Source organism: Ralstonia condita (assembly GCF_958405655.1).
Taxonomy (GTDB): domain Bacteria; phylum Pseudomonadota; class Gammaproteobacteria; order Burkholderiales; family Burkholderiaceae; genus Ralstonia; species Ralstonia condita.
The window spans coordinates 1-22,284 of the sequence record NZ_CATYWO010000011.1 but is presented as its reverse complement, the minus strand read 5'-3'; the positions used below and the strand labels follow the sequence as shown (position 1 = coordinate 22,284).

At 65.3% G+C, this 22,284-nt stretch carries 20 protein-coding genes; 19 read left to right on the top strand and 1 reads right to left on the bottom strand.

The window, feature by feature from the left end; genetic code table 11:
* Positions 1 to 4: 4 nt before the first annotated feature.
* From R2N03_RS20440 to crcB, 8 genes are all read left to right on the top strand, one after another.
* Entirely contained in the window at positions 5 to 1,246 is a 1,242-nt protein-coding gene (locus tag R2N03_RS20440) for a pyridoxal phosphate-dependent aminotransferase (protein ID WP_045204177.1), read from the top strand.
* Between the two features lie 100 nt (positions 1,247 to 1,346).
* Positions 1,347 to 2,666 (top strand): homoserine dehydrogenase, encoded by a 1,320-nt coding sequence (locus tag R2N03_RS20435; RefSeq protein WP_316659708.1) that lies wholly within the window; start codon positions 1,347 to 1,349, stop codon positions 2,664 to 2,666.
* 15 nt (positions 2,667 to 2,681) lie between these two features.
* Complete coding sequence (gene thrC, locus R2N03_RS20430; protein WP_316659707.1) at positions 2,682 to 4,127, top strand: threonine synthase; 1,446 nt, start codon at positions 2,682 to 2,684, stop codon at positions 4,125 to 4,127.
* A 4-nt stretch (positions 4,128 to 4,131) separates the two neighbouring features.
* Entirely contained in the window at positions 4,132 to 4,749 is a 618-nt protein-coding gene (locus tag R2N03_RS20425; RefSeq protein WP_316659706.1) for a uracil-DNA glycosylase family protein, read from the top strand.
* An 80-nt stretch (positions 4,750 to 4,829) separates the two neighbouring features.
* Positions 4,830 to 6,089, top strand: a complete 1,260-nt coding sequence (locus R2N03_RS20420; protein WP_316659705.1) for a molybdopterin molybdotransferase MoeA — start codon at positions 4,830 to 4,832, stop codon at positions 6,087 to 6,089.
* Between the two features lie 12 nt (positions 6,090 to 6,101).
* Positions 6,102 to 6,359, top strand: a complete 258-nt coding sequence (moaD, locus tag R2N03_RS20415) for a molybdopterin converting factor subunit 1 (RefSeq protein WP_316659704.1) — start codon at positions 6,102 to 6,104, stop codon at positions 6,357 to 6,359.
* A gap of 16 nt (positions 6,360 to 6,375) precedes the next feature.
* On the top strand, positions 6,376 to 6,897 hold the full coding sequence (locus tag R2N03_RS20410) for a molybdenum cofactor biosynthesis protein MoaE (protein WP_316659703.1): 522 nt from the start codon (positions 6,376 to 6,378) through the stop codon (positions 6,895 to 6,897).
* 14 nt (positions 6,898 to 6,911) lie between these two features.
* Positions 6,912 to 7,292, top strand: coding sequence for a fluoride efflux transporter CrcB (crcB, locus tag R2N03_RS20405; RefSeq protein ID WP_316659702.1), 381 nt, complete (start codon positions 6,912 to 6,914; stop codon positions 7,290 to 7,292).
* Here the strand turns inward: crcB and R2N03_RS20400 are convergent.
* Entirely contained in the window at positions 7,274 to 8,182 is a 909-nt protein-coding gene (locus tag R2N03_RS20400; protein WP_316659701.1) for an alpha/beta fold hydrolase, read from the bottom strand. The genes crcB and R2N03_RS20400 overlap by 19 nt on opposite strands.
* Before the next feature lie 102 nt (positions 8,183 to 8,284).
* On the opposite strand from R2N03_RS20400, the gene R2N03_RS20395 reads away from it, so the two are divergent.
* The 11 genes from R2N03_RS20395 (at position 8,285) to clpB (ending at position 22,106) form a co-directional block, all read left to right on the top strand.
* Positions 8,285 to 8,890: a TetR/AcrR family transcriptional regulator gene (locus tag R2N03_RS20395; protein ID WP_316659699.1), complete on the top strand. Its 606-nt coding sequence runs from the start codon at positions 8,285 to 8,287 to the stop codon at positions 8,888 to 8,890.
* Positions 8,887 to 9,669, top strand: coding sequence for an enoyl-CoA hydratase/isomerase family protein (locus tag R2N03_RS20390; protein ID WP_316659698.1), 783 nt, complete (start codon positions 8,887 to 8,889; stop codon positions 9,667 to 9,669). Before R2N03_RS20395 ends, R2N03_RS20390 begins: the two co-directional genes overlap by 4 nt.
* A gap of 71 nt (positions 9,670 to 9,740) precedes the next feature.
* On the top strand, positions 9,741 to 10,928 hold the full coding sequence (locus tag R2N03_RS20385; RefSeq protein WP_316659697.1) for a substrate-binding domain-containing protein: 1,188 nt from the start codon (positions 9,741 to 9,743) through the stop codon (positions 10,926 to 10,928).
* Positions 10,929 to 10,933: 5 nt separating this feature from the next.
* Complete coding sequence (locus R2N03_RS20380) at positions 10,934 to 11,731, top strand: ABC transporter ATP-binding protein (RefSeq protein WP_316659696.1); 798 nt, start codon at positions 10,934 to 10,936, stop codon at positions 11,729 to 11,731.
* A complete protein-coding gene (locus R2N03_RS20375; protein ID WP_316659695.1) occupies positions 11,724 to 12,461 on the top strand; it encodes an ABC transporter ATP-binding protein in 738 nt (245 codons plus the stop codon). The genes R2N03_RS20380 and R2N03_RS20375 overlap by 8 nt, the downstream gene beginning before the upstream one ends.
* 44 nt (positions 12,462 to 12,505) lie before the next feature.
* Complete coding sequence (locus R2N03_RS20370) at positions 12,506 to 13,537, top strand: branched-chain amino acid ABC transporter permease (RefSeq protein ID WP_316659694.1); 1,032 nt, start codon at positions 12,506 to 12,508, stop codon at positions 13,535 to 13,537.
* Between the two features lie 13 nt (positions 13,538 to 13,550).
* Positions 13,551 to 14,627 carry a branched-chain amino acid ABC transporter permease gene (locus tag R2N03_RS20365; protein WP_316659693.1) on the top strand — a complete coding sequence of 359 codons (1,077 nt, stop codon included), beginning with the start codon at positions 13,551 to 13,553 and terminating at the stop codon, positions 14,625 to 14,627.
* Positions 14,628 to 14,640: 13 nt separating this feature from the next.
* Positions 14,641 to 16,185 carry an acyl-CoA synthetase gene (locus tag R2N03_RS20360; protein ID WP_316659691.1) on the top strand — a complete coding sequence of 515 codons (1,545 nt, stop codon included), beginning with the start codon at positions 14,641 to 14,643 and terminating at the stop codon, positions 16,183 to 16,185.
* 47 nt (positions 16,186 to 16,232) lie between these two features.
* On the top strand, positions 16,233 to 17,141 hold the full coding sequence (locus R2N03_RS20355) for a MaoC/PaaZ C-terminal domain-containing protein (protein ID WP_316659690.1): 909 nt from the start codon (positions 16,233 to 16,235) through the stop codon (positions 17,139 to 17,141).
* Positions 17,142 to 17,207: 66 nt separating this feature from the next.
* Positions 17,208 to 19,367, top strand: a complete 2,160-nt coding sequence (locus R2N03_RS20350) for a 3-hydroxybutyrate oligomer hydrolase family protein (protein WP_316659689.1) — start codon at positions 17,208 to 17,210, stop codon at positions 19,365 to 19,367.
* 150 nt (positions 19,368 to 19,517) lie between these two features.
* On the top strand, positions 19,518 to 22,106 hold the full coding sequence (gene clpB / locus R2N03_RS20345) for an ATP-dependent chaperone ClpB (RefSeq protein ID WP_316659688.1): 2,589 nt from the start codon (positions 19,518 to 19,520) through the stop codon (positions 22,104 to 22,106).
* Positions 22,107 to 22,284: the final 178 nt, after the last annotated feature.

The following is a 22,284-nucleotide window of genomic DNA, read 5'->3' as shown; positions in this document are numbered from 1 at the left end:
GCCCGTGAAAACGATCCAGAAATCCGCCAAGCTCAACAACGTCTGCTATGACATTCGCGGCCCCGTGCTCGAGAAGGCCAAGCAGATGGAAGAAGAGGGCCACAAGATCATCAAGCTGAATATCGGCAACCTGGCCGTGTTCGGTTTCGATGCGCCTGAAGAGATCCAGCAGGACATGATCCGCAACCTGCCGAATTCGGCGGCGTATTCGGATTCCAAGGGCATCTTCGCGGCGCGCAAGGCGGTGATGCACTACACGCAAGAGCAGGGCATCAAGAACGTCACGCTGGAAGACATCTATCTGGGCAATGGCGCGTCGGAGCTGATTTCGCTGGCCACCAACGCGCTGCTCGACGCTGGCGACGAGCTGCTGCTGCCGGCGCCCGACTACCCGTTGTGGACCGCCGTGACCAGCCTCTCGGGCGGCACGCCGGTGCACTACATCTGCGACGAAGCCAACGGCTGGATGCCAGACCTGGACGACATCCGCGCCAAGATCACGCCCAATACCAAGGGCATTGTCGTCATCAATCCGAACAACCCGACCGGCGCGCTGTATTCGGACGAACTGCTGCTGGGCATTGTTGCCATTGCGCGCGAACACGGCCTGGTGATCTTCGCCGATGAGGTGTACGACAAGGTTCTGTTCGACGACAACAAGCACACCGCGATCGGCTCGCTGTCGGAAGACGTGCTGACCGTGACGTTCAACAGCCTGTCGAAGAGCTATCGCTCATGCGGTTACCGCGCGGGCTGGATGGTCGTTTCCGGCGACAAGCGCCCGGCCAAGGACTACATCGAAGGCCTGAACATGCTGTCGTCGATGCGTCTGTGCGCGAACGTGCCGGGGCAGTGGGCCATTCAAACCGCGCTGGGCGGCTACCAGAGCATCAAAGACCTGGTGGCGCCGGGCGGCCGCATGCGCCGTCAGCGTGATCTGGCGCACGAGCTGATTACCGCCATCCCCGGCGTGACCTGCGTCAAGCCCAAGGCGGCGCTCTATATGTTCCCGCGCCTGGACCCGGCGGTGTATCCCATCGAAGACGACCAGACCTTCATCCGCCAACTGCTGGAAGAGGAGCGTGTGCTGCTGGTGCAGGGCACAGGCTTCAACTGGCACTCGCCGGACCACTTCCGCATCGTCTTCCTGCCCCACGAAGACGATCTTCGCGAAGCGATTGGCCGAATTTCGCGCTTCCTGGAGCGGTACCGTCAGCGTCACGGTACTGGCATCCGGGCCGCATAAACTCGGTCTTCCGCCAGATCAGTAATTGCGGGGCAGACCGAAGTGTCTGCCCTGTGTGTTTTTTGCTTCTCCGCTTTTTCGTTTCTTTACGACACGTCTCATGAATCCCATCAAGATCGGCCTGCTCGGGCTCGGTACCGTCGGTGGCGGTACCCTCAAGGTTCTGCAACGGAACCAGGAAGAAATCCGCCGTCGCGCGGGTCGCGGCATTGAAGTCGCCATGATTGCCGTGCGCAATGTCGACCGCGCCCGCGCCATCGTGCAGGAAGCCGGTGCGACCGTGCCGGTGGTGAACGACCCGTTTGCGGTTGTGGATTCGCCCGAGATCGACATCGTCGTGGAGCTGATTGGCGGTTACGACCTGACACGCGAGCTGGTGCTGCGCGCCATCGCCAATGGCAAGCACGTTGTCACCGCCAACAAGGCGCTGCTGGCGGTGCATGGCAACGAGATCTTCAAGGCCGCGCAGGACAAGGGTGTGATGGTGGCGTTCGAGGCGGCCGTGGCCGGCGGCATTCCGATCATCAAGGCGCTGCGCGAGGGCCTGACGGCCAACCGCATCGAGTGGATCGCCGGCATCATCAACGGCACCACGAACTTCATCCTGACCGAGATGCGCGACAAGGGCCTGGACTTCGATACCGTGCTCAAGGAAGCCCAACGCCTGGGCTACGCCGAGGCCGATCCGACCTTCGACATCGAAGGCTTTGACGCCGCGCACAAGCTCACCCTCATGAGCGCCATCGCCTTTGGCGTGCCAGTGCAGTTCGAGCGCGCCTACGTGGAAGGCATCACGAAGCTGGAAGCCGTCGACATCCGCTACGCAGAAGAACTTGGCTACCGCATCAAGCTGCTGGGCATCACGCGCCGTGTCGAAGCGGGCATTGAGCTGCGCGTGCATCCGACGCTCGTGCCGGCCAAGCGCCTGATCGCCAACGTCGAAGGCGCAATGAATGCCGTGGTCGTCAACGGCGATGCGGTGGGCCCGACGCTGTACTACGGCAAGGGCGCGGGCGCGGAGCCGACCGCTTCGGCCGTCGTCGCCGATCTGGTGGACGTGACGCGCCTGCACACGGCCGATCCGGAACACCGCGTGCCGCATCTGGCATTCCAGCCCGATGCGCTGTCCGATACGCCCGTGCTGCCGATCGACGAAGTGCGTTCGAGCTACTACCTGCGCATGCGCGTGGCCGATGAAACGGGCGTGCTGGCCGACATCACGCGCATCCTGGCCGAAGGCGGTATTTCGATCGACGCCATGTTGCAGAAGGAATCGCGCGAAGGGGAGCCGCACACCGACATCATCATGCTGTCGCACGTGACGGTGGAAAAGCGCGTGAACGCCGCCATCGCTGCCATCGAGGCGCTGCCGACCGTGCTGTCGAAGGTCACGCGCATCCGCATGGAAGAACTGAACTAAGCGCAGGACATGAGCATGCAATACCGATCGACCCGCGGCCACGCAGAGCCGCAAAGTTTTTCCCGCATCCTGCTGGGTGGCTTGGCGCCGGACGGCGGCCTGTACCTGCCCGAGCAGTATCCGCAAGTCACTACGGAGGAGCTGACCCGCTGGCGCGACCTGCCGTACGCCGACCTCGCGTTCGAAATCCTGCGCAAGTTCGCCACCGACATTCCCGAAGACGACCTGCGTGCCCTGACCCGCCGCACCTATACGCCCGAGGTCTACTGCAACGCGCGCGCCGGCGACACCACCGCCGACATCACCCCGCTGCACAAGCTGGGCGAGGAGGGCGGCACGCAACTGTCGCTGCTGTGCCTGTCGAACGGCCCGACGCTGGCCTTCAAGGACATGGCGATGCAGTTGCTGGGCAACCTGTTCGAATACGCGCTCGACCGTGAGCACGCCGAGCTGAACATCCTGGGCGCCACCTCCGGCGACACGGGCAGCGCAGCCGAATACGCCATGCGCGGCAAGCGCGGCGTGCGTGTGTTCATGCTGAGCCCGCACCGCAAGATGAGCGCGTTCCAGACCGCGCAGATGTTCAGCCTGCAAGACAAGAACATCTTCAACATCGCCATCGAAGGCGTGTTCGACGACGCGCAGGACATCGTCAAGGCGGTATCGAACGATCTCGAATACAAGGCCCGCCAGAAGATCGGTACGGTCAATTCGATCAACTGGGCACGTGTCGTTGCGCAGGTCGTCTACTACTTCAAGGGCTACCTGCTGGCGGCCCCGACGATTGGCGACAAGGTGTCGTTCTGCGTGCCGTCGGGCAATTTCGGCAACGTCTGCGCCGGCCACATCGCGCGCATGATGGGTTTGCCGATCGACAAGCTCGTCGTGGCGACCAATGAGAACGACGTGCTCGACGAGTTCTTCCGCACCGGCACGTACCGCGTGCGTTCGGCCGCGCAGACGTATCACACCTCCAGCCCGAGCATGGACATCAGCAAGGCCTCGAATTTCGAACGCTTCGTGTTCGACCTGCTGAACCGTGATCCGGGCCGCCTCGCGCAGCTTTTCCGTGACGTCGAGGACAAGGGTGGTTTTTCGCTGACGGGCAAGCCCGAGTTCGATCGCATCGCCGAATTCGGTTTCGCGTCTGGCCGCAGCACCCATGAAGACCGCGTCAATACGATCCGCGACGTATTCGCTCGTTACGGCACGATGATCGACACGCATACCGCCGATGGCGTGAAGGTGGCACGCGAGCACCTGGCGCCGGGCGTCCCGATGGTGGTGCTGGAAACGGCGCTACCGGCCAAGTTTGGCGACACGATCCGCGAAGCGCTGGGCCGCGAGCCCGAGCGTCCGGCCGGCTATGCCGACATCGAATCGTTGCCACAGCGGTTCGAGGTGATGCCCGCCGAGGCGGACCGCGTGAAGGCCTACATCGCCCAGCACACGGGTCTTTAAAGGCATGGCGCGGGCAGCAGACGAGATTGGCGAGGCAGCATTCTCGAGCTGCCTGCATGACCTTCGTGCCTGCCGCCTGTGCGAACGCGCGCTCGCGCACGAACCGCGCCCCGTTGTCCTGGCGGACCGCCGCGCCCGCGTATTGATCGTCGGGCAGGCGCCGGGGCGCATCGTCCACGAAACCGGCATCCCCTGGAACGACCGCTCGGGTGACCGCCTGCGCGGGTGGCTGCAGATGTCGTACGACGCGTTTTACGCCGACAAGCGCATCGCGGTCGTGCCCATGGGGTTCTGTTTTCCCGGCACCGGGCCGAACGGCGATTTGCCGCCACGCCCGGAATGCGCGCCGCGCTGGCACCGCCCGCTGCTGACGGCCATGCCCGACGTCAGGCTCGCGCTGCTGGTCGGGGCATACGCGCAGCGCTATTACCTCGACGTGCCGCGTGGCTGGTCCCTCACGGAAGTGGTGCGCAACGGCCCAGTCCGGGATGCCGAGGGCCGTGTCCTGTTCCCCCTGCCGCATCCGAGCCCGCGCAACCTCGCCTGGTTCAAGCACAACCCGTGGTTTGACGCGCACATCGTGCCTGCGCTGCGGGCGGCGTTCGCCTGTGCATTGACCTGATACGCTTGGGCTGATGCATGGCCTCGGCGCGGAACCGATACAATCGAAATTCCCTTTCGATTCGTTTATTCCGTTCCCGCATGCCCGCCAACGATGCTCCCGCCGTCAAACCGTCCTTGCTGACGCTCGATGCGGCGCTGTCGCAACTGCTTGCCGCAGCGCGCGCCTTGCACGACACCGAAACCGTGCCGACGCTGCACGCCAACGGCCGCGTGCTTGCGCAGGCCGTGCGCAGCGATCTGAACGTTCCGCCCGCAGACAACACGCAGATGGACGGCTACGCCGTGCGCGCCGCTGACATTACCTCGCCGGGTACGTGCCTGAAGGTGGCGCAGCGCATTCCCGCCGGCCATGTCGGTCAGCCGCTCAATGCGGGCGAGGCCGCGCGCATTTTCACGGGCGCGTTGATTCCGCCCGGCGCCGATGCCGTTGTCATGCAGGAGCAATGCAAGGCCGATGTGGAAGCAGGCACCGTTGTGATCGATCACGTTCCCGAGGCAGGTGAGTGGATCCGGCGCGCCGGTGAAGACATTGCCGCGGGCGCAGAGATACTCCCGCGCGGCACGCGCCTCGGCGCGCAGCAGCTCGGGCTGGCCGCGTCGGTCGGGTGCGCCAATCTCGAGGTTGTGCGCCGCCCGCGCGTGGCGGTCTTCTTTACCGGCGACGAACTGGCCATGCCCGGCGAGCCGCTCCAGCCCGGCGCCATCTACAACTCGAACCGTTTCACCCTGCGCGCGCTGCTCGAAAACCTCGGCTGCGACATCACCGATTTCGGTATCGTGCCCGACACGCTGCAGGCTACGCGCGACACCCTGCGCGAGGCCGCGGAGGAGCACGATCTGATCATCACCTCCGGCGGCGTTTCAGTCGGGGAAGAAGACCATATCAAGCCGGCGGTGGAGGCCGAAGGGCGACTGAACCTGTGGCAGATCGCCATCAAGCCGGGCAAGCCGCTGGCCTTTGGCGAGGTGCGCCGGCCCGAAGGCATGGTGGGCGCATCCACGGCATTCTTCATCGGCCTACCGGGCAACCCGGTGTCGAGCTTCGTGACGTTCCTGCTGTTCGTGCGGCCGTTCATCCTGCGCCTGCAAGGCGTGACCGATGTGGTGCCCAAGCGGATTCCGATGCGTGCGGACTTTGCGCTGCCCAAGGGCGACCGCCGCAATGAGTTCCTGCGTGCGCGCATTAATGCCAACGGCGGACTGGATCTGTTCCCGAACCAAAGCTCGGGCGTGCTCACCTCCACCGTCTGGGGCGATGGTCTGATCGACAATCCGCCCAACCAGCCGATTGCCCCGGGGGACGTGGTGAGCTTCTTGCCGTTTGCCGGCCTCGTGTAAGGGGCGATGACCATGCAGATCGAACTTCGATTCTTTGCCAGCGTGCGCGAGCAGCTTGGTACCGCGCAGGAGGCTGCGATGGTGCCGGAGACGGTGCGCACCGTGGGGGATGTCCGCCGCTGGCTGGCACAGCGCGGCCCCGTGTGGGGCGAAACGCTGGCCGAAGGGCGCGCCTTGCGCATGGCCCTGGACCACCAGGTGGTGCCCGCCGATACGGCCCTGCACGAAGGCTGCGAGGTCGCATTCTTTCCGCCGGTCACCGGCGGCTGAGCGCGGGGGAGCCAACATGCCTGTCCGAGTGCAGGAAGCCGACTTTGACCTCGGGGCCGAGATTGCCGCGCTGCGCGCCGGCCGCCCGAACATTGGCGCGGTGGCCAGCTTCATCGGCACCGTGCGTGACATCAACGACGGCACCGGGGTGTCGGAGATGGAGCTGGAGCACTATCCCGGCATGACCGAGAAGGCGCTCGCCAATATCGTGAGCGCGGCCACTCAGCGGTGGGAGCTGATCGACGCGCTGGTCATTCACCGCGTTGGCAAGCTCAAGCCGGAAGACCAGATCGTGCTGGTGGCGGTGGCATCGCGGCATCGCGGCGAAGCCTTTGCCGCGTGCGAATTCATCATGGATTACCTCAAGAGTGAGGCGCCCTTCTGGAAGAAGGAACAGACGCCCGAGGGCGCGCGCTGGGTGGATGCGCGCGTGACGGACGACAAGGCGCTGGCGCGCTGGGGCATCGTCACCAGCAATGCCGCCGCTGGCGCGAGCGCAGCGGCGGGGGCTTCGGGCCAACCGAACGATTACGAATAGGAAAAGGCGGCCGCATGAGCGGAATGGGCTTTCTGGCAGTGGGGGTGGGCGCCGCGCTGGGGGCCTGGTTGCGCTGGATGTTCGCGGTCTTGTGGAACGCCATCCACCCGGCCCTGCCGTACGGCACGCTGGCGGCCAATCTGCTGGGTGGCTACCTCATCGGCGTGGCCGTCGGCTTCTTCGATACGCATGCCAGCCTGCCGCCGGAATGGCGCCTGCTGGCGGTCACCGGCTTCCTGGGCGGGCTGACGACGTTCTCGACGTTCTCCAGCGAGGTCGTCGCCAACATTCTTGCAGGAGACTACGTGGTCGGCGTGCTGCACATCGTGGCGCATCTTGGCGGCTCGCTGTTCCTCACCATGGTGGGACTGTGGAGCTACCGCGCGTTCTCGTGACTGCGCAGCATGTGCAGTAAGACCGCGTTGGTCGCGTCCGGCCGTTCGAGGTGGGGCGCGTGGCCGGTCCCGGGGATGGTGGCAAACCGTGCGGCCGGTTGCAGGGCCAGTGTGGCGCGGCCTACGGCGGGTGCATACAGGCGACTGCGTTCCCCATAGAGGTGGAATAAGGGCCAGCGGGCTGCCTGCAGGACCGCGCGAAAATCCTGCCTGGCCATGTCCTGCCACAGTGCCGCCAGCGTGTCTGGCGAACATTGGCGCATCATGCGCGCCACTGCGCAGGCCTGTTCGCTGCTCGGTGCCGCACCGGAAGCCCAAAGGCCGGCCGCCACCGGCACCATGAGGCTTTCCCAGTGCTGCCGAATGCGGATGGCCATCTGCCCGGCGTGCGCAGCGTCATAGTGGCCGTGCAAACCGTACGGCCAACCCGCGTCTGTGACCAGGCGCGGCGTCATGTCAAGGCTTCCGACCAGGGTGATCGGCAGGCCGGGCAGGCTGCGCATCAGTTCCCACGCCACCATCGCCCCCATTGACCAGCCGACCACCACAACGTCGTCCAGCTTCAGATGGCGCACCAGTGCCGCCGCGTCTTCGGCGAGATCACTGATGGTTGCGCCGGCCGGCCGCAGACGTGCCGACAGGCCGTGGCCCGCATGGTCCGGTGCGATCACGCGATAGCCATGTCGCGCCAGCGCGCGCTGGCCATCAAAGGCTTGACCCGATAGTGACCAACCGTGCAGCAGCAGCAACGGCCGCCCGCTGCCGGCTTCCCGCCAGCCCGGCAAGCCCCCGCTGGACCCGACTTCCACAAAGGCAGGCGGCACATCGCAGCGATGTACCGCAGAGCGAACATCCACCGTCGGTTCCTCGGCAAGGTGAGGGTAAGCCATCTATTGACATCCCGATTTCGGCGTTTATATCATGAAACATGAATCAGTCATCATGTTTTGGCGGGCTCGCTTCGATGGCGAGTCCGCACCAGTGAGGCAGAGATGTCCCAGGCAGAATCCGACGCAACGCAACCCAAGACCGCACGTGGCCAGAAGACGCGCGAGTCGCTGCTGCGGGCGGCCGAGAAGGTGTTCGGCGAGAAGGGCTACTACGCTGCGTCGATCTCCGAGATCACGCAGCAAGCCGAAGTCGCCATGGGCACCTTCTACCTGTACTTCAAGGACAAGGAAGACGTCTTCCGCGCGCTCGTGGCGCACATGCTGGAACTGGTGCGTGCACATCTGCGCAAGCACGTTGCCGCGGCGACTTCGCAAATCGAAGCCGAACAACTGGGTCTGAAGGCGTTCCTGTCATTCGTCTCGCGTCACAGGAATCTCTATCGCATCGTGCTCGATTCGTATTCGGTGGACGAAAGCATCTATCGCGGCTACTTCCAGGTCTTTGCCGATCTGTACAGCCGACGGCTTGAAGAGGCGGCCGGCGAGGGTGAGGTGGCGCCGGGCGATGCGGAGGTGCGCGCCTGGTGCCTGATCGGCATCAGCAACTTCCTCGGCATGCGCTATGCGCTGTGGGAGAAGCCGGCGTCGATAGACAGGGTGGTGGAGGCCGCGCATGACCTCATCACCCACGGTCTGGCGGTGCGATGAGCGCGCTGGCCGGCGAGCTTGTCCTGTTCGAGCGCGTTGGCGGCACGGGCATCGTGCGGCTGAACCGTCCGGCTCGGCACAACAGCCTGGTGCCGGAACTGCTCGAAGGCCTGCTGGCTGCGCTGGACGCAGCGGAGGCCGACGCGGGCATCCACGCGGTGGTCCTGACCCACGCTGGCCGCGATTTCTCGACCGGGGGCGATGTGAAGGCGCTGGCATGCCAAGGCGGCGCGCTGGCCGCCTATGCCGATCGCCTGCTGTCATTGCTGAACCAGGCCATCCTGCGGCTGAGCGCGTTGCGTTGCCCGGCCATCGCGGCGGTCGAGGGATGGCTGACGGGCGGTTCGCTCGGTCTGGTCCTGGCATGCGACATGACGGTGCTGAGCCGCAACGTGCGCATTGCCCCCTACTACACGGAAGTCGGCTTCAGCCCCGACGGCGGCTGGACGGCCATGCTGCCTCAACGGGTGGGCGCGGCGCGCGCCCGCGCCTGGCAACTGAACAACACAACGGTGACCGCGGAGGAGGCGGGCGCACTGGGTCTGGCATCTGGTGTGGTGGAGCCCGGCCAGGCCGAGCGTGCCGCGCTGGCGATGGCCGCGGGTTTGCAGGACAAGGCGCCTGGCAGCGTGGCATGCACGCGAGCCTTGTTGCGTTGCGACGCGCAGGCGCTGGCCGCTGCGCTCGGGCGGGAGCGCGCGGCTTTCGTCGCACAGATCCAGACACCGGAAGCGGCCGCGGGCATGCAGCGGTTTCTCGACAAGGGTAGAGGTACTTAGCAGCGTCAATCGATCCGGCCACCGTCACACCAGAACGCAGCGGGGCCGAACCACAAAGGAAGGAGACAACGATGCAACACAACCGCACGGCACTCCGTGTTGTCGCCCTGGCAGCGGGCCTGCTGGCCGCCGGCAGCGCGCTGGGCAAGGACATCAGGATCGCCCATGTCTATGACAAGACCGGCGCGCTCGAGGCCTACGCCAAGCAGACGCAGACCGGCCTGATGATGGGGCTGGAATACGCCACCGGCGGCACGATGGCTGTCAACGGCAACAAGCTGGTCCTGATCGAGAAAGATACGCAGGGCAAGCCCGACGTGGCCAAGGCCCAACTGGCCGCTGCCTACAGCGACGATCATGCCGATATTGCCGTTGGCCCCACGTCTTCGGGAACGGCGCTGGCCATGCTGCCGGTGGCCGACGAATACAAGAAGATCCTGCTGGTGGAGCCCGCCGTGGCCGATTCCATCACCGGGGAGAAGTGGAACCGCTACATCTTCCGCACGGGCCGCAATTCCTCGCAGGATGCGATTGCCAACGCGGTGGCCCTCGACAAGCCGGGCGTGCAGATCGCCACGCTGGCCCAGGATTATGCGTTCGGCCGCGACGGCGTGAAGGCATTCAAGGGCGCGCTCAAGCATGCCAAGGTCGTACACGAAGAGTACCTGCCGACCAACACGACCGATTTCACCGCCGGCGCCCAGCGGCTGTTCGATTCGCTCAAGGACAAGCCCGGCCGCAAGATCATCTTCATCATCTGGGCCGGCGCGGGCAACCCGTTCAAGATTGCCGATCTTGACCCGAAGCGCTATGGCATCGAGATCGCCAGCGGCGGCAACATCCTGCCGGCGATGGCGGCCTACAAGAATCTGCCGGGCATGGAAGGCGCGACCTACTATTACTTCGGCATCCCCAAGAACAAGGTCAACGAGTGGCTGGTGTCGACGCACTATGCCAGGTTCAAGGCGCCGCCTGATTTCTTCACGGCGGGCGGCATGGCGGCCGGCATTGCGCTGGTGGAAGCGCTCAAGAAGACCGGCGGCGACACCAACACCGAGAAGCTGATCTCGACCATGGAAGGCATGTCGTTCGAGACGCCCAAGGGCAAGATGACCTTCCGCAAGGAAGACCACCAGGCGATGCAGTCGATGTATCACTTCAAGATCAAGGTGGACCCGGCATTTGCCTGGGGTGTGCCAGAGCTGGTGCGGGAGATCAAGCCCGAAGAAATGAACGTGCCGATCCGCAATCACCGGTGATGGACGTGAGCGCGAGTCCCACCCAAGGCACGCCCGCGCTGGAAACGCGCGGGCTGACCATCCGCTTTGGCGGGCACGTGGCCGTCAATGCGGTGTCGTGCGCGTTCCGTCCGGGCGAGCTGACGTGCATCGTCGGCCCCAACGGAGCGGGCAAGACCACGTACTTCAACCTGATCTCGGGGCAGCTGCCACCGAGTGCCGGCCAGATCCTGCTCGACGGCGAAGACGTGACGCGCCTGCCGGTTTCGGCCAAGACCCGGCGCGGCATCGGCCGTGCGTTCCAGCTCACCAGCCTGTTTCCGAACCTGCCGGTGCTGGAGAACGTGCGGCTGGCGGTGCAGGCGCGTGCGCATCGGGGGCTCGATCTGTTTTCGGTATGGAGCCGTCATCGCGCCATCCGTGAAGAGGCGCTGGCCTGCCTGGAGCGCGTGGCGTTGGCGGACAAGTGCGGCCAGCCGGTCGCTTCGCTCTCGCATGGTGACCAGCGCAAGCTGGAGGTGGCGATCCTGCTGGCGCTGCAGCCGCGCGTTTTCATGTTTGACGAGCCGACCGCCGGCATGAGCGTCGACGAGGTGCCCGTGATCCTCAACCTGATCCACGAGATCAAGCAGGACAAGACCAAGACCGTGCTGCTGGTCGAGCACAAGATGGACGTGGTGCGTTCGCTGGCCGACCGCATCATCGTGCTGCACAACGGCACGCTGATGGCTGATGGCGACCCCGCCGAGGTGATCGCCTCGCCCATCGTGCAGCAGGCGTACCTGGGCACTGTCGAAGCAGCCGCGGAGGTGGGGCATGGTTGACGCTCGATCCGCGCCGCTGCTGCGCCTGACGGACGTGCAGACCCACATCGGCCCCTATCACATCCTGCATGGTGTGAGCTTCGAGGTGCCGCGCGGCGGCGTGACCATGCTGCTCGGGCGCAACGGCGCCGGCAAGACGACCACGCTGCGCACCATCATGGGTTTGTGGCAGGCCAGCGCGGGCAGGGTGGAGTTTGACGGCGTCGATATCACGCGCCGCCAGACGCCGGCCATTGCCCAGCTCGGTATCGCCTATGTACCGGAGAACATGGGCATATTTGCGGATCTGACCGTGGCCGAGAACATGCGCCTGGCCGCGCGCGGCGGCCCTGTCGACGAAACGCGGCTGGACTGGGTGTTCCGCATGTTCCCGGCGCTCAGGATCTTCTGGCATCAGCGCGCGGGCGTGCTCTCTGGCGGGCAGAAGCAGATGTTGTCGGTGGCGCGCGCCATTATCGAGCCGCGCAAGCTGCTGATCGTCGACGAGCCGACCAAGGGGCTGGCGCCGGCCATCATTCAGAACATGATCGCGGTATTCGGTGAGCTCAAGCAGACCGATGTCTCCATCCTGTTGGTGGAGCAGAACTTCCACATGGCGAAGTCGGTAGGCGACACCGTGGCGGTGATGGACGACGGCAAGATCGTCCATACCGGCCGCATGGCTGCGCTGGCCGACGACGAAGCGCTGCAGCAGCGGCTGCTCGGCCTGTCGCTGGCGGCACATCAATGAATGGCGGCGTCATGCAACCGCAGCGCACCTCCGAACCGACCCCCATGACCACATCAACTGTTTTGCCGGGCGTATCCGCCGCACCCGCCGATCTGCCCAAGGTCCGTCTTGACTGGACGCCGCTGGCGCTCGCACCGCTGCTCATGCTGATCGCCTTGCCGCTGGTCGGCAGTCCATCGACCTGGCTCACGCTCACCATCGCGGGGCTGGCCATGGGCATGATCATTTTCGTGGTCTCGTCGGGCCTCACGCTGGTGTTCGGCCTGATGGACGTGCTCAATTTCGGACATGGTGCATTCATCGCGCTCGGCGCATACGTGGCGGCATCCGTCCTGCTGCCGATGCAGGCGTGGGTGGAGGCCGACAGCCTGGCACTCAACCTGGGCGTATTCGCGCTCGCCATTGCGGCGGCCATGCTGGCAGCCGGCGCCGTCGGCCTGTTCTTCGAGCGTGTGGTCGTGCGTCCTGTGTACGGTCAGCACCTCAAGCAGATCCTCATCACCATGGGCGGCATGATCGTCGCCGAACAGCTGATCAAGGCCATCTGGGGCGCCGAGACCATCGCGCTGCAGGCGCCGGCTACCTTCCGTGGAGCGGTGCTGCTGGGCGATGCGGCCATCGAGAAATACCGGCTCATCGCCGTGGTGCTGGGCCTGGTGATCTTCGTGGCGATGCTGCTGGTGCTCAATCGCACGCGTATCGGCCTGCTGATCCGCGCCGGGGTGGAGAACCGCGAGATGGTGGAGTCGCTCGGCTACCGCATCCGCCGGTTGTTCATCGGCGTGTTCGTGGTGGGCGCGGCGCTGGCCGGCCTGGGCGGCGTGCTGTGGGGGCTGTACCAGGAGAACATCACGGCGGCGATCGGCTCGCAGGTGAACGTGCTGATCTTCATCGTCATCATCATCGGCGGGCTGGGTTCGACCACGGGCTGCTTCATCGGCGCGGTGCTGGTGGGGCTGATGGCCAACTACACCGGTTTCCTGTTTCCGAAGGTAGCGCTGTTCTCGAACATCCTGCTGATGATGCTGATCCTGCTGTGGCGGCCGCAGGGTTTGTATCCGGTGGCCAAACGTTGAAGGACGCGCAACCATGACCCGATTGTTCTCCGGCGATCTCCCCCGCAGCCGCACGCTGACTGCGCTGCTCGTTCTCATCCTGCTGGCGCTGCTATGCGCGCCGTTCCTGTTCCCGGGGGCGCGGGCGATCAACATGGCCGCCAAGATCTGCGTCTTCGTGGTCCTGGTGGCGAGCTACGATCTGTTGCTGGGCTACACCGGCATCGTGTCGTTTGCGCACACCATGTTCTTCGGCATCGGCGGGTATGGCGTGGCGATCGCCATGTCCAACATGGAACCCGGGTGGGGCGCCTTGCTGGCCGGCACGCTGGGTGCGGTGGCCGTGTCGGCTGTGCTGGCCTTCGTGGTCGGGCTGTTCTCGCTGCGCGTACGGGCGATCTTCTTCGCCATGATCACGCTGGCGGTGGCCTCGGCGTTCGCCACGCTGGTCTCGCAGCTTTCCGACTGGACGGGCGGTGAAGACGGCCTGACCTTCAAGGTGCCCGAGGTCTTCACGCCGGGTTTTTCGCTGGGCGATATGGAGTGGTTTGGCGTGCCGCTCAACGGCAAGCTGCTCTCGTACTACTTTGTGCTGGTATGTGCGGTGGTGCTGTTCCTGTTGCTGCTGCGGCTGGTGAACTCGCCGTTCGGACGCGTGCTGCAGGCCATCCGCGAGAATGATTTCCGTGCCGAGGCCATCGGTTACCGCACCGTGGTCTACCGCACCGTATCGACAGTGCTCTCGGCCGTGTTCGCCACGCTGGCCGGCGTGCTGATGGCGCTCTGGCTGCGCTACAACGGTCCCGACACCTCGCTGTCGTTCGAGATCATGGTCGACATTCTGTTGATCGTCGTGATCGGCGGCATGGGCACGCTGTACGGCGCCATCATCGGCACCACGCTGTTCCTGCTCGCGCAGACCTATCTGCAAGACGTGATGAAGCTCGCCAGCGATGCCACGGCCGCTGTGCCGGTCCTGTCGACCCTGCTGCATCCGGATCGATGGCTGCTGTGGCTCGGCCTGCTGTTCATCCTCAGCGTGTACTACTTCCCGCAGGGCGTGGTAGGGCGCTTGCGTGGCAGCCACGACACGCACGAGATCCCGTCATAACGGAGCGCCCGACATGTACGTCGTCGACTGGCTGCACAAGAACGCCCAGCACACGCCCGACAAGTTGGCGCTGGTGGACGTCCACTCGGGGCGTCGCGTCACCTACCGGCAGCTTGACGAACGCGCGAGCCGCTTTGCCGAGGTGCTCACGCAGCAACTGCGGCTAGCGCCTGGGGCGCGCGTTGCCGTACTGGCGCACAACAGTGCCGCGTACTTCGAGATGCTGTATGGCTGCGCCAAGGCAGGCATGGTCATGGTCTGCCTGAACTGGCGCCTGCCGGTGGCTGAACTGCTGCCGATCCTGGAGGACTGCACGCCGGATGTGCTCGTCGCCGGCGATGGCTTCATCGATGTGGCGACGGACCTCGTCCGGGCGCGCCCCATGCAAGTGCTGTACCTTGCCGGCGAGCCATCCGCCTGTGCGCCCGCCGGCTGGCGCGAGTTCGAGGCTGCGCTGGCATCCGCTTCGGGCCACATCATCGACATGCCCTGCCGCGATGAGCACGAGATCTGGCACCTGCTCTACACCTCCGGCACCACGGGCCGTCCCAAGGGCGTGATCCAGACCTATGGCATGGTGTTCTTCAATGCCGTCAACGCCATGCTGGCCAACAAGATCACGCGCGACGACGTGTTCCTGAGCGTGCTGCCGTTCTTCCACACGGGCGGGCTCAACCTGTACGCCAATCCGCTGCTGCATGCGGGAGGGACGGTCCACATCCTGCGCCAGTTCGATGCGCAGACGACGCTCGACAAGCTCGACCGCCGCTCAGGCGAGGGCATCACGATGTTCCTCGCGGTGCCCTCGGTCTATCTGTTCCTGAGCCAGCACGCGGGTTTTGCGCAGGCGGATTTCTCTGCCATCCGCAACATGTCCGCCGGGGGCTCGCCGGTGCCGCAGCCGCTGCTGCAGGCATACCTGGACAAGGGCGTGACGCTCTGCTTCGGGTTCGGCATGACGGAAACGGGACCGACTGTCTTCGTCTGTGACGAGGCTACCGCGCGCCGCAAGATCGGCACCATCGGCAAGCCGGTCGGCTCGATGCTCACGCGGATCGTTGACCCGCTGGGCAACGATGTTGCCCCGGGGGAGCGGGGCGAGCTGCTCATCAAGGGCCCTGGCGTCACGCCCGGCTACTGGAACCTGCCGGAGGCGACCGCTGCTGCCATCCGGGACGGCTGGCTCCACTCCGGCGACATTGCCTACGTGGACGACGAGGGCGACTACTACATCGTCGATCGCGCCAAGGACATGTTCATTTCCGGGGGCGAGAACGTGTACCCGGCCGAAGTGGAGAACGTGCTGTTCCAGCTGCCCGAGGTGTCCGAGGCTGCCGTGATCGGGACGGCCGACGCACGCTGGGGCGAGGTGGGCGTGGCGGTGGTGGTCGTGCGTAACGGCGTGGCGCTCGACCCCGATGCCGTCATTGCTCACTGCAAGGCGCGGCTGGCCGGCTACAAGGTGCCGCGCCACGTGCACTTCATCGATGTGCTGCCGCGCACGCCGTCGGGCAAGGTCGAAAAGCACAAGCTGCGCGCGCGGTTCTCGGCGCGCTGAAGCGGTACGCGCGCCGCGTGACCTCAACGTATCCGGAGGCTTCATCCATGCAGACGCCCAGCCTGCGCGTGCTCACCCAGGCAGATTTCAACCGTTTTGCCGCCCTGTCGCGTGACGACAACCCGATCCATTGCGACCCCGCGTTCGCGACGACGACGCACTTTGGCGCCACGGTAGCCCACGGCATGTTCCTGTTCTCGCTGCTGAGCGCGCAGATGACGCGAAGCTTTCCGCAGCCAATGCTGCCCATCGCGCAAAGCTTGATGTTTCCGCGCCCGACGTTCGTCGCCGATGGTGTGGCGGCGGTGCTGGCGTTGCAGCCCTCGCCAGGACCCCAGGCCATTGCGCTCGATACCGAAGTCCGCTGCCTGCAGCGCAGGGGCGAGGCATTGGATGATCCCGCCGCACAGGTCACGGCGCACGGCCAGGCCGAACTGCTACTCGACGCCGATGCCGCTGCGCTGGCTGCCCTGGCAGACGCGGCACCTGCCGGCGACAGCGTGCAGCCCGCGGGCGATGCGACGCTTTATCACCTGCGGGTCGGCCAATCGGCACAGGCCATACGCGCCTTTACCGATGCCGACGTGAGCGGATACGCCGCGCTGGCGGGTGACGTCAATCCTTTCTATACCGACGCAGTATTCGCACGTTCACGGGGCTTTGACGGGGCCCTGGTGCCGCTGCCATTGCTGGCCGGCATGTTCTCCGACCTGCTGGGCACGCGTCTGCCCGGGCGCGGCACGGGGTGGATGAAACAGGTGCTGCGTCTGCGCTCGGCGGCTTGCGTGGGCGAGCCGCTCACCGCATCGGTGCGCATCGTGCGCCTGCGCGCCGACAAGGCGCTGGTCAATCTTGCCACCGACGTGCGGGGCGCCGATGGCCGGATCGTGCTGCACGGCGAAGCGCTGGTGCTGGTGCGCAACCTCGAAGACAAGCGCACCGAACTGGCGGCATAGCTCGCAGCGTTTGGCAGTCTCGTAGCAGTGGATGCTTCACAGGAAGGGCAATCACAAGGAGACGATATGAGCACGATGCAAGGGAAGGGCAGCGGCCGCCGTGCACGCGGTTCGCTGCTGGCAGCGATGGCCTTGTCTGGCCTGGCGGGCCTTGGTGGCTGTGGCGGCAGCAATGACAACAGCGCGCAGGGCAACGTCAAGCCGGCGTTCGTCGGCACCGTCACGGTCACGCACTACGACGGCGTGAGCGACGATCTGCTCACGGCTGGCCTCGGTGCAGCCGGGCTGGCTTCCGCCACGCCTCCGGCGGTGGCCAACGCCACCGCCCCGACTGCCGCGGAACTGCGGCGCCTGGCGATCTACAACAACTACCGTGCGCTGGTGGATACCAACGCCAAGGGCGGCTACGGCACGCTGTACGGCCCCAATGTCGATGCCGGTGGCAACGTTACCTCCGGCAGCGGCATGGTGCCGGGCGTGGAATACGTCGCCTATTCCGATGACGGCTCCGGGCAGCAGAATGTGGTGCTGCTGGTGCAGATTCCCGACGCCTTCGACCCGGCCAACCCCTGCATCATCACCGCCACGTCATCCGGTTCTCGCGGCATCTACGGTGCCATTTCGACGGGCGAATGGGGGCTCAAGAACAAGTGCGCCGTCGCATACACCGACAAGGGTACCGGCGCGGGCCCGCATGATCTGGCCACCGACACCGTGCCCCTGCAAGACGGCACACGCACCACGCGCACCGCGGCGGGCACCAGGGCGCAGTTTGCCGCGCCGATCACCGACAGCCAGCTCGCCGCATTCAATCTGGCCACGCCGAACCGGCTGGCGTTCAAGCACGCGCACTCGCAGCGCAATCCCGAGAAGGATTGGGGCCGTTTCACGCTGCAAGCCGTGCAGTTCGCGTTCTGGGCCATCAACGACAAGCTGGGCGCACCGGGCACGCCCACCGGCAGCCCGCTGGCAGTCCGCCCGGACAACACCATCGTCATCGCCTCCAGCGTCTCGAACGGCGGCGGCGCGGCCATTGCTGCGGCCGAACAGGACACCACCAACCTGATCGACGGCGTGGCCGTGGGCGAGCCCGGGCTGAACCTGCCGGCCTCGGCCAACGTGCAGGTGCAGCGCGGCGGCGTCACGCTGCCGGTCAGTGGCAAGCCGCTGTTCGACTACGTGAGCTATGCGAACACGTTCCGGCTGTGTGCGGCCCTGTCGTCCAGCGTGGCGAGTGCGCCCGGCCAGTCCTTCTTTGCGGCCAATGTCGGCTGGCCAGCCAGCGTGCAGGCCAACCGCTGTGCCGCGCTGCATGCCAACGGGCTGCTGTCGTCAGCCACCACGGCCGCCCAGGCCGATGAAGCCCTGCAGAAGATGCACACGTACGGCTGGGAGCCCGAGTCCGACCTCGTGCATGCCTCGATGGCGTACTTCGAGATCGACCCCTCCGTGGCGACGACCTTCGGCAATGCGCTCGCGCGTGCCAGCGTGCTCGACAACCTGTGCAACTTCAGCTTTGCCGCGGTGGATGCGTCCTTCCATCCGACTGCCGTGAACGCTACGGCACTGGCCCAGCTGGCCGCCACCGGCAACGGCATCCCGCCCACGACCGGCGTGCAGTTGATCAACAACACTGCACAGGGCGGTGCCACGCAAAGCAAGTATTCGGTCGATTCGTCCGGCACGCAGGCCGCCAACCTCGACGGCGCGCTGTGCCTGCGCAATCTGCTGACCGGCGGCGACGCCACCTCGCAGGCGCTTCAGCTCGGCATGTCGGAGACGCTGCGCACCGGGAACCTGCACGGCAAGCCAGCGCTCATCGTGCAGGGGCGCAATGACGCCCTGTTGCCCGTCAACCATGGCGCGCGGCCGTATCTGGGGCTCAACGCGCAGGCGGATGCAAGCAGCAGGCTCGCCTACATCGAAGTGATGAATGCGCAGCATTTCGATGGTTTCATCGACGCCTTGCCCGGCTACGACACGCTGTTCGTGCCGCTGGTGGTGTACGAGCAGCGTGCGCTTGACGCGGTCTACGCCAATCTGAAGAACGGCACGCCGCTGCCGCCCTCGCAGGTGGTGCGCACGACGCCGCGCGGTGGCACGGCGGGTGCTGCACCGGCCATCAGCGCGGCCAACGTGCCGAACTTCACCAGCACGCCGGCGGCGGGAGACCGCATCTCGGTGAGCGTCTCGGGCGGCGTGGCGACCGTCTCCGTACCGAACTGACGCACTCCTCGAGCGGCGACGGGCCTCGCGGGGGCGCGTCGTCGCTTGACTTGGCACAAAGCCGCATCAAAACCCGCATTTCTGTGCTTGAAATGCCACCGACGCTCCCTATCTTTCGGACAGTGAAACATTTTCCGCAAGGGGTTTTCAATGCGTTTGGACAAACTGACCACCCGCTTCCAGGAAGCGCTGGCCGACGCGCAGAGCCTGGCGCTGGGCAACGACAATCCGTACATCGAGCCCGTCCACCTGCTGCTGGCCATGCTGCGCCAGCCGGACGGGGCCACCAAGAACCTGCTGTCGCGCGCAGGCGTCAACGCCAAGGGGTTGGAGGTTGCGCTCGACAACGCCATCAAGCGTTTGCCGCAGGTGCAGGGTGGCGAGCAGGTGCAGGTCGGCCGTGATCTGGGCAGCCTGCTGCAGCAGACCGAGAAAGAGGGCATCAAGCGCGGTGACCAGTTCATCGCCAGCGAGCTGTTCCTGCTGGCTGCGGCCGACGACAAGGGCGAAGCCGGTCGCATCGCACGTGAGCATGGCCTCGCACGCAAGGCGCTGGAAACCGCCATCGACGCCGTGCGCGGCGGCCAGACCGTCGGCAGCGCCGAGGCCGAAAGCCAGCGTGAAGCGCTCAAGAAGTACACCATCGACCTGACCGAGATGGCCCGGATCGGCAAGCTGGACCCCGTCATCGGCCGCGATGATGAGATCCGCCGTGCCATCCAGATCCTGCAGCGCCGCACCAAGAACAACCCGGTGCTGATCGGCGAGCCGGGCGTCGGCAAGACGGCCATCGTCGAAGGCTTGGCGCAGCGCATCATCAACGGCGAGGTGCCTGAAAGTCTGAAGAACAAGCGCGTGCTGGTGCTCGACATGGCAGGCCTGCTGGCCGGTGCCAAGTACCGCGGCGAGTTCGAAGAGCGCCTGAAGGCCGTGCTGAACGACATCGCCAAGGAAGAGGGCCAGACCATCCTCTTCATCGACGAGATCCACACCATGGTGGGCGCGGGCAAGGCCGAAGGCGCGATGGACGCCGGCAACATGCTCAAGCCGGCGCTGGCGCGTGGCGAGCTGCATTGCATTGGCGCGACCACGCTGGACGAGTACCGCAAGTACATCGAGAAGGATGCCGCGCTGGAGCGCCGCTTCCAGAAGGTGCTTGTCGATGAGCCGAGCGTGGAGGCGACCATCGCCATCCTGCGCGGCCTGCAGGAGAAGTACGAACTGCACCACGGCGTGGAGATCACGGATCCGGCGATCGTGGCCGCGGCTGAACTCAGCCACCGCTACATCACCGACCGCTTCCTGCCAGACAAGGCCATCGACCTGATCGACGAAGCTGCGGCGCGCATCAAGATGGAAATCGACTCGAAACCCGAGGCGATGGACAAGCTCGACCGCCGCCTGATCCAGCTCAAGATCGAACGCGAGGCGGTGAAGAAGGAAACCGACGAAGCGTCGCAGAAGCGCCTGGAGCTGATCGAGCAGGAGATCGAGCGCCTGCAGAAGGAATACGCCGATCTGGATGAAATCTGGAAGGCCGAGAAGGGCGCCGCGCAAGGTACGGCTGCGCTCAAGGAAGAGATCGACAAGATCAAGCTGGAGATCACCAAGCTGCAGCGCGAAGGCAAGCTCGAGAAGGTGGCCGAACTGCAATACGGCAAGCTGCCCGAGCTGGAAGGCAAGCTGAAGGCCGCGACCGCCGCCGAGTCGGCCGGCCAGAAGCAGCCGAACAAGCTGCTGCGCACGCAGGTGGGTGCCGAAGAGATTGCCGAAGTCGTCAGCCGCGCCACGGGCATCCCCGTGTCGAAGATGATGACCGGCGAGCGCGAGAAGCTGCTGAAGATGGAAGACCGCCTGCACGAACGCGTGGTCGGTCAGGACGAAGCCGTGCGTCTGGTGTCGGATGCCATCCGCCGCTCACGCGCCGGCATTGCGGACGAGAACAAGCCTTATGGCTCGTTCCTGTTCCTCGGGCCCACGGGCGTCGGCAAGACCGAGCTGTGCAAGGCGCTGGCCGGCTTCCTGTTCGATTCGGAAGAGCACCTCATCCGCATCGACATGAGCGAGTTCATGGAGAAGCATTCCGTGAGCCGCCTGATCGGCGCGCCGCCGGGCTATGTCGGCTACGAGGAAGGCGGCTACCTGACCGAAGCCGTGCGTCGCAAGCCGTACAGCGTGGTGCTGCTCGATGAAGTGGAGAAGGCGCACCCGGACGTCTTCAACGTGCTGCTGCAGGTGCTGGACGACGGTCGCCTGACCGACGGCCAGGGTCGCACGGTCGACTTCAAGAACACGGTGATCGTGATGACGTCCAACCTCGGCTCGCAGCTCATCCAGCAGATGGCGACCGAACCGGCGGACGTGATCAAGGGTGCCGTGTGGCAGGAAGTGAAGACGCATTTCCGCCCTGAGTTCCTGAACCGGATCGACGAGGTGGTGGTGTTCCACGCGCTGGACCAACGCAACATCGAATCGATTGCACGCATCCAGCTCAAGCGCCTGGCAGCCCGCCTGGCACAGATGGATCTGACGCTCGAAATGACGGACGAAGCGGTAGCCAAGCTGGCCTCTGCGGGTTACGACCCGGTGTTCGGGGCGCGGCCGTTGAAGCGGGCGATCCAGCAGCAGATCGAGAATCCGGTGGCACGGATGATCCTGGAGGGCAAGTTCGCGCCCAAGGATGTGGTGCCGGTGGATTATCGGGATGGGCAGTTTTCGTTTGATCGGGTTGTGCACTGAGGCTGTTTAGTGGTGCGTTGAAAAGCCGCTCCGGAGGGTTCCGGAGCGGCTTTTTTGTTTTGGGTTTTTTTGTTGGTGGTGCATCCCTGTTTCACCCCCTGCCGGGGGCGACTCACTTTCTTTGTCTTGCCAAAGAAAGTAAGCAAAGAAAGGCGCGCCCGAGATGGCGACTTCCCCT

Excerpts from the sequence above, each read along its gene's own strand:
- R2N03_RS20435 (WP_316659708.1), top strand. The coding sequence starts at position 1,347 with ATGAATCCCATCAAGATCGGCCTGCTCGGGCTCGGTACCGTCGGTGGC.
- thrC (WP_316659707.1), top strand. The coding sequence starts at position 2,682 with ATGCAATACCGATCGACCCGCGGCCACGCAGAGCCGCAAAGTTTTTCC.
- R2N03_RS20425 (WP_316659706.1), top strand. The coding sequence starts at position 4,132 with ATGGCGCGGGCAGCAGACGAGATTGGCGAGGCAGCATTCTCGAGCTGC.
- R2N03_RS20420 (WP_316659705.1), top strand. The coding sequence starts at position 4,830 with ATGCCCGCCAACGATGCTCCCGCCGTCAAACCGTCCTTGCTGACGCTC.
- moaD (WP_316659704.1), top strand. The coding sequence starts at position 6,102 with ATGCAGATCGAACTTCGATTCTTTGCCAGCGTGCGCGAGCAGCTTGGT.
- R2N03_RS20410 (WP_316659703.1), top strand. The coding sequence starts at position 6,376 with ATGCCTGTCCGAGTGCAGGAAGCCGACTTTGACCTCGGGGCCGAGATT.
- crcB (WP_316659702.1), top strand. The coding sequence starts at position 6,912 with ATGAGCGGAATGGGCTTTCTGGCAGTGGGGGTGGGCGCCGCGCTGGGG.
- R2N03_RS20400 (WP_316659701.1), bottom strand. The coding sequence starts at position 8,182 with ATGGCTTACCCTCACCTTGCCGAGGAACCGACGGTGGATGTTCGCTCT.
- R2N03_RS20395 (WP_316659699.1), top strand. The coding sequence starts at position 8,285 with ATGTCCCAGGCAGAATCCGACGCAACGCAACCCAAGACCGCACGTGGC.
- R2N03_RS20390 (WP_316659698.1), top strand. The coding sequence starts at position 8,887 with ATGAGCGCGCTGGCCGGCGAGCTTGTCCTGTTCGAGCGCGTTGGCGGC.
- R2N03_RS20385 (WP_316659697.1), top strand. The coding sequence starts at position 9,741 with ATGCAACACAACCGCACGGCACTCCGTGTTGTCGCCCTGGCAGCGGGC.
- R2N03_RS20375 (WP_316659695.1), top strand. The coding sequence starts at position 11,724 with ATGGTTGACGCTCGATCCGCGCCGCTGCTGCGCCTGACGGACGTGCAG.
- R2N03_RS20370 (WP_316659694.1), top strand. The coding sequence starts at position 12,506 with ATGACCACATCAACTGTTTTGCCGGGCGTATCCGCCGCACCCGCCGAT.
- R2N03_RS20365 (WP_316659693.1), top strand. The coding sequence starts at position 13,551 with ATGACCCGATTGTTCTCCGGCGATCTCCCCCGCAGCCGCACGCTGACT.
- R2N03_RS20360 (WP_316659691.1), top strand. The coding sequence starts at position 14,641 with ATGTACGTCGTCGACTGGCTGCACAAGAACGCCCAGCACACGCCCGAC.
- R2N03_RS20355 (WP_316659690.1), top strand. The coding sequence starts at position 16,233 with ATGCAGACGCCCAGCCTGCGCGTGCTCACCCAGGCAGATTTCAACCGT.
- R2N03_RS20350 (WP_316659689.1), top strand. The coding sequence starts at position 17,208 with ATGAGCACGATGCAAGGGAAGGGCAGCGGCCGCCGTGCACGCGGTTCG.
- clpB (WP_316659688.1), top strand. The coding sequence starts at position 19,518 with ATGCGTTTGGACAAACTGACCACCCGCTTCCAGGAAGCGCTGGCCGAC.